Origin of the sequence: Mycoplasmopsis opalescens ATCC 27921, from assembly GCF_000712185.1 — a bacterium.
GTDB lineage: Bacteria > Bacillota_I > Bacilli_A > Mycoplasmatales > Metamycoplasmataceae > Mycoplasmopsis > Mycoplasmopsis opalescens.
Window position 1 is genome coordinate 246207 of sequence record NZ_KL544019.1, and the last position, 13205, is coordinate 259411.

At 29.5% G+C, this 13205-nt stretch carries 11 protein-coding genes; 7 read left to right on the top strand and 4 right to left on the bottom strand.

What is annotated here, in order from left to right; all coding sequences use genetic code 4:
• Nucleotides 1–158: 158 nt before the first annotated feature.
• Entirely contained in the window at nucleotides 159–779 is a 621-nt protein-coding gene (gene trmB / locus T385_RS0102845) for a tRNA (guanosine(46)-N7)-methyltransferase TrmB (protein ID WP_029906344.1), read from the bottom strand.
• 98 nt (nucleotides 780–877) lie between these two features.
• Here trmB and T385_RS0102850 point away from each other — a divergent pair, with 98 nt between their 5' ends.
• The 7 genes from T385_RS0102850 to T385_RS0102880 all read left to right on the top strand — a co-directional run bounded on the left by T385_RS0102850 (nucleotide 878) and on the right by T385_RS0102880 (nucleotide 8147).
• Nucleotides 878–3064 carry an ATP-dependent Clp protease ATP-binding subunit gene (locus T385_RS0102850; RefSeq protein ID WP_051677976.1) on the top strand — a complete coding sequence of 729 codons (2187 nt, stop codon included), beginning with the start codon at nucleotides 878–880 and terminating at the stop codon, nucleotides 3062–3064.
• Nucleotides 3065–3188: 124 nt separating this feature from the next.
• On the top strand, nucleotides 3189–4163 hold the full coding sequence (locus tag T385_RS0102855; RefSeq protein WP_029906348.1) for a ribose-phosphate pyrophosphokinase: 975 nt from the start codon (nucleotides 3189–3191) through the stop codon (nucleotides 4161–4163).
• On the top strand, nucleotides 4157–4834 hold the full coding sequence (rsmG, locus tag T385_RS0102860) for a 16S rRNA (guanine(527)-N(7))-methyltransferase RsmG (protein WP_029906350.1): 678 nt from the start codon (nucleotides 4157–4159) through the stop codon (nucleotides 4832–4834). The genes T385_RS0102855 and rsmG overlap by 7 nt, the downstream gene beginning before the upstream one ends.
• A gap of 96 nt (nucleotides 4835–4930) precedes the next feature.
• Nucleotides 4931–5284 carry an MG284/MPN403 family protein gene (locus tag T385_RS0102865; RefSeq protein WP_029906353.1) on the top strand — a complete coding sequence of 118 codons (354 nt, stop codon included), beginning with the start codon at nucleotides 4931–4933 and terminating at the stop codon, nucleotides 5282–5284.
• On the top strand, nucleotides 5271–6767 hold the full coding sequence (locus T385_RS0102870) for an MHO_1580 family protein (protein ID WP_029906355.1): 1497 nt from the start codon (nucleotides 5271–5273) through the stop codon (nucleotides 6765–6767). The genes T385_RS0102865 and T385_RS0102870 overlap by 14 nt, the downstream gene beginning before the upstream one ends.
• Nucleotides 6760–7308 (top strand): MHO_1590 family protein, encoded by a 549-nt coding sequence (locus tag T385_RS0102875; RefSeq protein ID WP_029906357.1) that lies wholly within the window; start codon nucleotides 6760–6762, stop codon nucleotides 7306–7308. Before T385_RS0102870 ends, T385_RS0102875 begins: the two co-directional genes overlap by 8 nt.
• Nucleotides 7309–7328: 20 nt before the next feature.
• Nucleotides 7329–8147: an HAD-IIB family hydrolase gene (locus T385_RS0102880; protein WP_029906359.1), complete on the top strand. Its 819-nt coding sequence runs from the start codon at nucleotides 7329–7331 to the stop codon at nucleotides 8145–8147.
• Nucleotides 8148–8232: 85 nt separating this feature from the next.
• On the opposite strand, the gene secA is transcribed toward T385_RS0102880, so the two are convergent.
• The 3 genes from secA to gpmI all read right to left on the bottom strand — a co-directional run bounded on the left by secA (nucleotide 8233) and on the right by gpmI (nucleotide 12997).
• The gene (gene secA, locus T385_RS0102885) at nucleotides 8233–10791 is read right to left on the bottom strand and encodes a preprotein translocase subunit SecA (RefSeq protein ID WP_029906361.1); all 2559 of its coding nucleotides are present in this window, start codon (nucleotides 10789–10791) and stop codon (nucleotides 8233–8235) included.
• Nucleotides 10792–10935: 144 nt separating this feature from the next.
• Nucleotides 10936–11505, bottom strand: a complete 570-nt coding sequence (locus T385_RS0102890; RefSeq protein WP_029906363.1) for a hypothetical protein — start codon at nucleotides 11503–11505, stop codon at nucleotides 10936–10938.
• Complete coding sequence (gene gpmI / locus T385_RS0102895) at nucleotides 11498–12997, bottom strand: 2,3-bisphosphoglycerate-independent phosphoglycerate mutase (RefSeq protein ID WP_029906365.1); 1500 nt, start codon at nucleotides 12995–12997, stop codon at nucleotides 11498–11500. The genes T385_RS0102890 and gpmI overlap by 8 nt, the downstream gene beginning before the upstream one ends.
• Nucleotides 12998–13205 lie beyond the last annotated feature (208 nt).

Below are 13205 nucleotides of genomic sequence, written 5' to 3' on the forward strand. Positions count from 1 at the left end.
TTAGAACTTGTAAAATACAATATTACAATAAATTAAGTTTAATTTAAATTCTAAATATAATATAAAACTTCAATATTTAATGCATTTATTATTGTTTAGGAAGAGCTAAAAAAATATAAAAGATACATAATTGTGTCTTTTATATTTTGACAAAATATCTATACCACAGGCTTTTTGGATACAATATAATTAATATTTTTTCCTTGAGATGATCATTTTAGTTCATACTCAGTCATACAATTATTGCCGGAATACTTACTTTGGTGCAGATTATCGCCAGAATCAATAATTTGCCATTTATTTTCTTGTAACGATTCAAGAGAGTAATTATAAAGACCATCGTTATCACTTTTAAACATTAGAATAGAATCATTATTCATAATAGAAGAATATTTTTCTAAAAATGTTTTATATGTTAGCCTTCTTTTTAAATGTCTTTTTTTTGGTCAAGGGTCGCTAAAAGTTAGTCATATAGTGTTGCAGGTTCCTTGAAAGATTTCGTTAATGTTTTCAGCGTCATCGCATATTATAAAAAGATTTTTTAATTTTAATTTATCGGCTTTTTTTGCAGCCTTTGCCGCAACAGTAGCAAATTTTTCTAATCCAATATATGTTTTATCAGGATTTTTTTCAGCCAATGCACAAAGCATATCGCCCTTACCCATGCCAATTTCAATTATAATATTGCTATTTAATTGAAGTGGATATTGATTTTTATCAATAAAATTACTAAATGCCTTAAGTTTTTCAGGTGCCTTTGAATCGTTTCTTAATCTCATAAAATCATTTTATCAAAACTCAAAAAATTATAAAATATTTTAGCAGTCAACCAATAAGAGTGCTAAAATATGAATATATAAAAAAAACAGGAGGCCGAATGAATTTTGATTTTAGTATGTTTGAGCCAAACAATCAACAACAAAATAAAGAAAATGTTTTATTAAAATATGGTAGAAATTTGACAGATTTAGCGGCTAGAAATGAGTTAGATCCGGTCATTAACCGCGATGATGAAATTAGACGTATGATAAGAATTTTGTCACGTAAAACTAAAAATAATCCCGTTTTAGTCGGAGAACCTGGAACAGGTAAAACAGCCATAGTTGAAGGTTTAGCTAGAAAAATTGTTGAAGGCAATGTGCCTGAAAATTTAAAAAATAAGGATATTATTGAAATTAGTTTAGCATCTGTTATTGCCGGTGCATCATACCAAGGACAATTTGAAGAAAGATTAAAATCGATTATTAATGCTGTAGAACAGTCAAATGGGGAAATTATCTTATTTATTGATGAAATTCACACCTTGATTGGGACAGGAAAAAATGCCAACGGTTCGATGGATGCTGCAAATATTTTAAAACCAGCTATGGCGCGTGGAAAATTGCATTTAATTGGTGCCACAACGATTACAGAGTATCGCAAATATGTTGAAAGTGATGCTGCTTTAGAAAGAAGAATGCAACAAATTATTGTCGATGAGCCAAGTGTTGAAGACACAATTACAATTTTACGTGGCATTAAAGATCGTTTTGAAAACTACCACAATGTAAAAATTGATGATGACGCTTTAGTATCGGCGGCTAAGTTATCAAGTCGCTATATTTCAGATAGATTTTTACCCGATAAAGCTATTGATTTGGTAGATGAGGCAGCTGCAACAATTAAGACAGAGATGAATTTTGAACCTGAAATTTTAGATAAAGCAAAACAATCATTAGCTCGCTTACAAATGGAAAAAATCGCTTTATCAAGCAAAAAAGATGCCAAAACTCAAGCTCGTTTGGTCGAGATTAATGAAGAAGTTAATCACCTAGAAACTGAAATAAATTCTATTCAATCTCAATGAAATATTGAAAAAAGTAGACTAGAAACTCTTTCAAAATACCGTAATAATTTAGATGATTTAAGACATAAACTAACAATTTATCAAAGTGAAACTGATTATGAAAAAGCTTCAAAAGTGCTATATGTAGATATTCCTGAACAAGAAAAGAAAATTGAAAAATTAGTTAAAGAAATCGAAAATAGCAAAGTAAAAATGGTCAAAGAATCTGTAACTAGCGAAGAAATAGCTAATATCGTTTCCAAATGAACCAATATCCCAGTCAATAAATTACTTGAAAATGAAAAAGCAAAACTATTAAATTTAGAAGCAGAATTAAAGAAAAAAATAAAAGGGCAAGATGATGCAATTAACGTAGTAAATAAGGCTATTTTAAGAGCAAAAGCTAACATTAATGATCCAAATAGACCACTAGCTTCTTTCTTATTTTTAGGACCAACCGGTGTAGGTAAGACTGAATTAGCTAGACAATTAGCTTCATTACTTTTTGGAAGTGAAAAGCAAATGTTAAGATTAGATATGAGTGAATTTATGGAATCTCATTCAGTGGCCAAAATTATTGGAGCACCCCCAGGGTATGTTGGTTATGATGATCACAATACATTAGCTGATAAAATTAGAAAAAGTCCTTACACAATTCTGTTGCTTGACGAATTAGAAAAAGCACATAAACAAGTTTTAAATATTTTTCTTCAAATTTTAGATAATGGTGCATTTGCTGACAGTCAAGGCAGATTAATAAACTGCAGAAACTTAATTGTGATTATGACATCAAATTTAAATGCTAAAGATGAATTCGATCCATTAAATATTAATGATAGTGTTGCCAAAACGCCTATAGCACAGAAGAATTTGCGTGATGCATTAACTAAATTTTTAACACCAGAGTTTTTAAATAGAATTGATGAAGTTATAGAATTTGCTCCGCTAGATGAGCAATCAATCATTGAAATAGTTTGTTTAGAAGCTTCTAAAGTTAGTCAAAGAGTTTTAGAAAGCCATAATATTACATTATCATTTAGCGATTCTGTAATTGATTATATAGCTCGCATGTCATATAATCATCAATTTGGAGCTAGACCGATTAAAAGATACTTGCAAAACAATGTAGATTCGATATTGGCTTATAAAATCATAGATGGAAGCGTAAAAAAAGATAATTCATATCTAGTTGATTATTTCATTGGCAAAATTATCATTAAACCTTTAGGCAAACAATAATACTGTAGTACAGCCAAAAAAGGCTGTTTTTACATTTTAAAAATTTTTAGTTTTACAGTTAGACTTATAAATATAACAATAATATTAATATATAATTTATTCATTGTTAAATAGGAGATTAATTATGAAACAAGATTCAAATGTAGTTTTATTCGCTATGCCTAATTGCCAAAATTTAGGTAATGAAATTAGTGATATTGTTAAAATTCCTCTTTCACCAATTTCAAGAACTGTTTATGCCGATGGGGAAGCAATGTTAGTTAGTGAAGCTTGCGTTCGTGGTAAAGATACTTATGTGGTCGCTAGCACTCATATGCCGGTGAACCAAAACTTAATGGAACTTTTATTATTTGTTGATTCATTAAAAAGAGCTTCTGCTAAAACAATTAATGTTGTTTTAAGTTATTATGGATATGCTCGTCAAGATAGAAAATCTTCAGGACGTCAACCAATCAGTGCAAAGTTAGTTGCAGGCCTATTAGAAAAAGCAGGGGTGCAAAAAATTATTGCTGTTGATTTACATAACCCAGCTATTCAAGGATTTTTCGATATTCCAGTAGATGACTTAAGAGGGGCTTACACCTTAGCTAAAAGAATTCGCGAAAGTAAAGATCGTTTCACGGTTGTTTCACCAGACCATGGAGGAACAATTCGCGCACGTAAATTAGCTGAATTAATAGCTAATACAGTAAAAATAGCTATTATTGATAAACGTCGTACAGGCGCAAACCAAGCAGAGGCTATGGGTTTAATTGGTGATGTTAAAGGCCAAAATGTTGTGATTATAGATGATATTATTGATACCGGAGGTACAATAATCAAAGCCGTTAATACGTTAAAAGAAAACGGAGCTAAAAAAGTTATAGTTGCAGCCACTCACGGACTATTTACGAAAGGCTTTGAAATGTTTGAAGAAAATCCAAACATAGAAAAAGTTATAATTACTGACTCCATTGATCATTCAGACATGATAAATAGATTCACTAAGCTAGATGTTGTTTCATTAGGTTTCTTCCTTGGAAATGTTATTTTAGCTTCAATTGAAGGACGTTCAATTTCTTCGCTTTATGAAGAATTTGAATCTGAAATTAAATGTTAAATTTAGATGAAAATGATAAATTATCTACATATACCAATTTGATTTTTGAAGGCAATCAAAAATCAAATTTAACTGGCTATAAAAATCACGAAGATATCTATAAACAAGGCATTTTAGACTCAATCCTTATTCGTAAAACTCTAGAAAATAATGGTTATGATTTTCTGGATAAAACTATTTTAGACATAGGTGCAGGAGCAGGTTTTCCCTCTATGCCTTGAAAAATTTACAATGATAATTTTAATTTGGAAATTGTTGAATCCTTAGGTAAAAGAGTTAATTTCCTTAAAAATATAACAACTGAATTAAATTTATCTGTTAATGTTTTTAATGAACGAGTTGAAAGGCTAAAAAATAGAAATTGTTATTATGATTTAATCACAGCCAGAGCAGTAACTAGTGTTAAAAATTTATTTATGCTTGCTCACCACTTGCTAAAACCTAATGGATTTTTTATCATGCCTAAGGGTAGAAATTATAAGCAAGAACTCAAAGAAATCTCTCATATTTTTCCTGAAATAAAAAAAGATATTAAAGTCTTTTCATATATTAATTCACAAAATGATGAATCCTATATTATAGTTATCCAAAAAACGACCAAAACACCTGTAAAATGGCCTTTTGAGTGAAAAAAAATAATGTCTTTTGGCGTTAATAAATTGCCACAATAATTAATTATTAACTATTTAAAAATAATAAATTGTCTATTTTTTTCCAAAAATAGATTTTTTTTATTATTTTCGTCATAAGTAAGTGGAGGTAAAAAAATGAATGACATAAAAATAGAAAGCAAAAACATGAATACAACAGAATTAAAACATTTAATAATTAGGTTATGTAAAGAAGAAATGAAGCGACAAAGCTTGATTAAAAAGGAATTTTTAACGAAATGTATTAAAGAGAGCAGGTTAAATAATGATGAAAAATTAGTTATACCGCCATCTAAGCTAACAAGATCAATAAATTATCTTAAGCCTGCTTACAAAGAAATAATTATTAATGAATTTTATAAACCTAAATCCGATAAATATTGATATGAAGACAAATATTGTCGAGCAACATTTTATAAATATAGAAATGAAGCAATGAAGGACTTAGTTAACATATATGTTTCTAGTTAATAATGTTGCCAATAATGCCCAAACACAGGCTTTTTCGTCACAAAACATTTATAAATTTGAAGCTTCAAAAAGATATGCAAATAAGGATAAAAGCAATATAAATATTGAACCCATAATAGGTAAAGATCAGAATAATGAAATAAAAAATGAAGTTGTTTTAGAACCCTATACCTTTGAAGTTCAAAATATTTCAGTATTTGATAAACCCAATACAACTAAAGATTTTGTTGAACCAATTGAGTATCTTCCGCATGAATCACCAGATGTTATTTTAAGAGCAAGGGCAGAAATTATAAAGTATTTTGGGAGCGATGAATTTAATATAGTTATAACTTATAGTGTACCAATTCATGAAAAGCATCTTAAAGATAGTGATTATACAGAGTCTATAGTTGTTAATGATAAATTATTGCAACCAAACCAGTTTAAGAAGTTAGCTTATTCATATTATTTTCCGGAAGATTACGAAGGAGCAAAAGATAATAATGGATTTAACTTTTTCAGCTACCCTGATTATCCAAATGTAAAATGAGATAAGTTTAAATTTCACCATATATTGATTTCTAGCCGCACATTAGGAATAAAATTTCAAGATTTTGATAATTTAGTTTTGACTGTTGGAATTAATGAAAGTGAAAACATTCCACGGTCAATTATGGTTAAAAAACATAATAATAAACCATCTTTAATCTCTAAAGAATTTATCAAAAATAAAGCAAGTATTAAAATACCATATTACTATTCTTTTGACTTTGACTATTATTCTAATCCAGAAACCAAAGTCAAAAGAAGAGTTGGATATTTAAACAACGAACTAACTTCATTTAATATTGATAATAAATCAACTACAAATAAACTATTTAATTTAAAAAGCACGCAAGATGATTATCCATTTAAAAAAGCCACTGAAGCAGTAATTAAATCAGCCGTTGTTTATCACAATATTTACGGGGCATTTCACCGAAACCAAAGTACACCAAATTATGGGATTTTAGCGATGAAAAGTACAGCATTTGAAACACTAGGAAATATTGGAGTTTATAGAGAAAATATCAATAATATTTTTGAATCACGAATGGCTGAATTTAACTTTTACTCTAATGATAGGCTAGTTTATGACGCAACTAGCAAACAAATGGTCAAGGGTCATGCTGATAAAGCGGGATTAAAAATATCACCTGCATTTAGTGGTAAATATTGAAATGATGTTATTTTTTATTATCAACCAAGTAAAGATGCAGAACCATATTTAATTAATTTTTCGAATTCATATTCAATTGAAAAACCAATACTTGATCCGCAAAATGGAATGGTACAGTTGAATTATAAGGTTAATGATGCGAAATTAGACCACAATAATAATGGAATTGTCGCCTTAAATGATAAATTTATTTCACTAAACGAGGAAGATATCAAAAGATTATTAACATTTAAAATTTCAAACTACAATGAATTAGAAACGTATAGGGTTAATAATGAATAAAAGAAATAAATTAATTTTAGGTATATCCTTGGGAATTGTTATTGCCTCAGCCATAGCAGTACCAATTACGGTTGTATCATTAAAGAAAAAAAACGAAGATAAAGATTTAACTAAAGATAACAACCATAAAAAAATAAAAATAAAATATGACCGTAATGGAAATAAAATAGGTGAATTTTTAGTTCCGGACGACAATAAAAATGACCAAAATAACAATAATACAGGCAAAAAAGGAACAAATTCTTCAATAGAAGAAATCATAGAATACGAAGGAGCCACATACGATGATGTTTTTCCTGAAATTAAAAAACCTGAAGTATACAATTTCATTAATTATGAAAATTCAGAACCAAAAATTAGCAAGGAAATTGTTTATTTCATCGTTAATAAAATAGCCAAACATGTTCAAGTTCCACTACTAAAAATAGATGTAGAAGATAATTGATCAGACGATGATAAGACATTAAAATTAGTAGTTAAAGTAAAAACAAAAGGGAACACATTAACAAGAACTTATCATTTTACAGTTTTAAACCAATAGTTTTATACTAAAATATAATTATGAAATTAGAAAATATTAAAATGGTATTTATCGATCTTGATGGAACTTCACTTGATAAAAAAAGAAGAGGTCAAAGGTATTTATCGCATGAAAATATCGAAGCAATTGAAGAATGCAGACAAAATGGAATTGAAGTAATTGTTTCAACTGGCAGAGGTATAAATAGTCGAACAGATAAAATTCTTAGCCAACTCAATGACCATAAAAATTTAGTTGCTTGAAATGGTGCAAAAATTAAATTAGATAATAAAATAATTAAGTCAACAGCTATTGAAAAAGAAGTTGTAACTGATATTTTAGAAAAATCAGAAAAAAATAAATTAGTTATGGTGCTAAACTCTGATTTTAGACATTTAACTATTACAAAAAGTTTAATAACCAGAATGATTATTAAATTAAAAGGTGGTAAACGCCTAAAACCTGAAAATCTTGATTTAAATAAAGAAATTTTCAAAGTCATATTATGATCGAAAAACACAAAAAAATTACATGAAGTAATTGACTATTTAAAAAATAAATATAACGATAAAATCAATATTATTACAGGTGATAGCCACGCTACATATTTTGAAATAACAGCAATAGATGCATCTAAGGGTTTAGCTAATAAGTTATTCGCTGAAATGAAAAATATAGATTTAGACAAATGCGTCCACATCGGTGATTCAATGAATGATGCAAGCACAGCTAAATATTTTAAAAATGTTATAGCTATGAAAAATGCAGATAATGATTTTAAAAAAGTTGCTTCAATAGTCAGTGAGTTTGAATATAAAAATGGCGGTTTAGCTAAAACAATAAAAAAATATATTCTATAATGTTTCTGCTAAAAACACTGTAGCACAGTTGTTCTAGCAAATTAATAAAAAAATACAACATTTATTAAGTTGTATTTTTTTATTATTAATTATTATTTGCTTCTAAATCAGACTCAACACTCGATAAAGAACCTTCATCAGATTTATTTTCGTTATCGGCCAATGATTGTTTTAAATTTTGATATGTTTGTAATAACATTTTTTCCATTTCATCTGTAGTCATGTCTAATGAACCAAAATCAATTGTTTCTGCAAGACTTTGGAATAATGGATCAGCTTTGATTTCAATCGGAATAATAGATTCAATACCGATTCTTTCGTTAAGGATTCTTCGTGCCACCATAGTAGCAATATTTGCAAGCATTTGGTCGAATTTTTTAGTCCCCTCATCAGTATAAACTTGATAAGGGTTTTTTTGCGAATATTGAACAAGGTTAACATTTGAACGTAACTTATCCATTGTGTCAATGTGGTTTTGCCAAAATTTATCAACAACTTCAAGCACAATACTTTTTTCAATATACGAAACATAAGAAAGATCAGTGTTTTTGATTGCTGTTTCACGTCAAACATGGTAAAAATTCATGATTTTTTCAATTAAATATTCTTTTAATGATGAATCATGGATTTTATTAACTTCTGCTAAATCTAGTTTGTTTCTAACCCCATACCCTATAAAATCAGTGTTAATATAATTAACTATTTTTTCATAAATAAAGCCACCTACACGGTTTTTAAACTCAGGATTAGTTACGATGGTATTGGCTGCATTTTTAAACATTTTTTCTACAATAAAAGCAACATCATCATTAACTAAAATTAAATCTCTCTGTGTATAGAATAAGTCACGTTGCTGACGAATAACATCGTCATAGTGTAGAACACTTTTACGTGAATCATAGTTAAATCCTTCTATTTTCTTTTGTGCTGCTGTGAAGCCAGCTAAAAGCGATTTATCAGTGATTTCTTTTTCACCCATATGCGCATAAGAAGCTTTGAATTCCTCATGGTTAGCAAAACGCAACATTAGTTGGTCTTCAAGCGAAATGAAGAATTTAGAAACGCCAACATCACCTTGACGACCACTACGCCCACGCAACTGGTTATCAATCCGGCGACTTTCGGCTTTATCAGTTCCTAAAACATACAATCCTCCTAAAGCTAATGCTTCAGAGGAAGGTTTGATATCTGTTCCACGACCAGCCATATTAGTTGCAATCGTAACTGCTTTGACTTGTCCAGCATTTGCAATAATTTCAGCTTCGGATGCATTTTGTTTTGCATTTAAAACTGTATGCGGTATTCCTTCGCGGTTTAAAAATTCGTGGAGAATTTCACTATCTTCAATTTGTGCAGTACCGACTAAAACTGGCTGCCCTTTATCATATAATTCGCGAATTTTAGCTGTTACTGCCTTTCATTTTGCTAAATATGTCACATAAATTGAATCAGGCAAATCTTTACGAGCTAAAGGTTTATTAGTTGGAACAACATTTACACGCATATTATAAATATCAATAAATTCTTGCTCCTCGGTTTTAGCTGTACCTGTCATACCGCATAGTTTATCAAACATACGGAAAAAGTTTTGATATGTAATGGTAGCTAAAGTTTTTGTTTCTGGCTCAATTTCTACATTTTCTTTCGTTTGCAATGCTTGTTGTAAACCCTCTGAATAAGCTCTACCTTCCATAATACGACCTGTAAAGGCGTCAACTAATTCAATTTTTCCATCCCGCACAATATATTCAATATTATTTTTCATAACTTTGTGAGCGCGAAGAGCATTTTGTATACGGTGCACTATTTCAGAGTTTTCAATGTGGTATAAATTTTCAAAGTTAAAATACTTATTTGCCTTATTTATACCGCTAAAAGTTAAAGCGATAGCTTTTGATTCTTCGTCAATTTCATAGTCATTTTCATTTAATGTACGAACAAATTGATCAGCGATAAAATAATCGCTCGTATCTTCTTTATCGCCTCCAGAAATAATTAATGGCGTTTTAGCTTCATCAATTAAAATACTGTCGACCTCGTCAAGTAAGCAAAAATGTAAACCACGCTGAACTTTTTCAGCCATCGATTCAGCCATATTGTCTCTTAAATAGTCAAAACCCATTTCAGAGTGAACTGAATAAGTTATATCGCACGCATAAGCAGCTCTTTTATCATTCGGATCCATCTGTGCTTTATTAATACCGACGGTTAAACCTAAAAAGTTGAAAACTTGTCCCATTTCCAAAGCATCCCGTTCAGATAAGTATTCGTTAACCGTAGAAACTATAGCTCCCTTACCTTCTAAAGCATTAAGGTAAACTGGCGCAATAGATGTAATGGTTTTACCTTCACCTGTTTTCATTTCCGCAACACTAGCTAAATCTAATAAAATTCCCCCAATCATTTGGACATCATATGGTCTTTTTCCTAAAATTCTTTTGGTTGCTTCTCTGCAGACTGCAAAAGCTTCAGCTCTCAACGACTCCAAACTTTCGCCATTTGCGATTCTAGATTTAAATTGAACAGTTTTATTTTGCAAAGCTTCGTCAGATAATTTAGCTATTAGTGGCTCAAAATCATTAATTCTTTTTAATGTTTTTTCCGCTATACGCATCTCTGTTGTTTTAAAATTAAATAACTCCATGCTATTAATTTTATACTAATATTAAATATAAATATTAAAAAGTGTAAGGGGTCAAGAATAAATATACTTATTTTTGATTATTTAACAAATCCATTTTTACCAAGAACACTGTGCACAGCCATTTATAGTAAAAATGAAAAGAAACTAGCGTCTCTTTTCATAATACTTATTAATTTCTTTTTCTTTAATTAATATTGATAAAGGTTTTTCTATACGATAAAGAAAATCTTCGATAGCTTCACATAAAGCATTTTGATGTATTGAACTTGTATATAAATGTTCGTCTGTATTATTAATCTCTTGTTCAGGAGTTAAATAGTTAACTTTGTGCTTAGGTAGAATATCATTATTTTCTGCGCCAATTACACATGTGAAGTCAGGATGGTTGTTTAGTTTAATAGCTCAATATTTGTAATACATTTCAGTATCCGAAACACCTATAATATAGCTGTTTTCGGCACAAAACTTTTTAAAATCTTCTTCGTAATTAATAATTGCATCAGGCTTATATTGTTCAAGAAATTCATGAATAATTTTTGAATTTGAATTATCAAAAAAGATTAGTGAAAATTCATTTTCTTTTTTTATTTTCTCAAATTCAAGAAGAAATTTTAAAGCATTTTCTTTAACTTTATTGTTATCATCAAGCAAATAAACGATACCGTTGGCGTGGACAAAAATAGTAGGTTTTAAATTCAAATCATTATTATTCATGACTTATTAGTGATTTTTGATCCATTTCTTTAGGTTGATTAATGCCCATATATTCTAAAATAGTAGGTGCGATATTAGATAATTTTCCATTTTCAAGTTTTATATTTTTATCTGAGCAAATCAACATAACTGGGTTTGATGTATGCTTAGTTGCTGGCTTGTCTTGGTCATCTAACATTACTTCAGCATTACCATGGTCTGCGGTTACAAACACTGTAAATCCATTGTTTTGGGCAAATTCAAATACTCTTTGAATTTGTTTATCTATTAACTCAACAGCTGCTATAGCTGATTCTAGGTTGCCCGTATGACCAACCATATCTGGGTTTGCATAATTCATAATAACTGCGTCAAAATCATTAGCTTTTGCAATTAATTCATTAGTAATTTCAACAGCAGACATTTGTGGAGCAGTAGCATAACTTTCAACCTTTAATGACGGAACCATTATTCTTTCGGAATTCTTATAAACAATATCTATTCCCCCATCCATAAAGTAGGTTACATGTGCATACTTTTGTGTTTCCGCAAGTCTAAGTTGCTTAATATTATTTTGTTCATAAACGGCGCCAATTGGATTAATCACTTTCATTTCTTCAAATGCAATATTTGTTTCAATACCTTCGTACTTCATCATTGAGACAAATTTAGCTATCTTTACAGCGTTTTTAGGAACAAAATCATATATTTTTGAACCAATAAACATATGTGATAATTGCCGTGCCCTATCTGGTCTAAAGTTGAAAAAAATAATTGAATCACCATCACAAACTGGTAATGCATTATCATTAAATGCTGGGATTAAAAATTCATCGGTTATGTTTTGATTATATTGATTATTCAAGTAATCGCTAGCCTTATTGAATTTAGTTTCAGTTTTACCTAGCATTGCTTCATAATGCTTTTCAACCCTGTCGAACATTTTATCACGATCCATTCCATAGAATCTTCCACCCAAACTGGCAATTTTATAGCCATATTGGTCACAAATTTGTTCTAATTTTAAAAGTGAATTAAGCATTGATTTTGGAGCAACATCTCTCCCATCTCCGATTGGATGCACCATTACTTTAGTTAATCCGTTTTTGTGTGCCATGTCCAATAATTTAAATAAATGATCCTCTAATGAATGAACTCCGCCAGGGGATAATAAACCAATTAAATGCAATGTTCTGTCTGTTTTTTTTACATGATTAAATGTGTCTAAAAACACTGTGTTACGGTCATATTCGCCTATTTTTAATGCTTGGTTTATTAGTGATAAACCTGTGTAAACTACCCTACCAGCTCCGATATTAATATGTCCAACTTCACTATTTCCCATTTGGCCTTCAGGTAAACCAACAAATTCACCTGATGCTTGAATTATTGAATTGGGATATTCAGTAAAAAGCTTATCAAAAAAAGGTGTTTTAGCCATGGCAAATGCATTACCTTTTGTTTCTTTTCTTAAACCTAATCCGTCAATGACAATCAGTATTGTTTTTTTCATATTTACTCCTTTATTCTCTAATTCTATTTAATTCTATTACATTTATCACACGGTGAAATTAATTATTTATTTTAGCTTTAAAACTTATGAAAATTATTCTGGCTTCTATTAAAAAATACGCAAAATGAGCCCTTAAAAAATAAAAATATTGCCCATAATTTAAGATATATTTCTAAATTATAATAAAATAACATTAAGCAAATCTGAG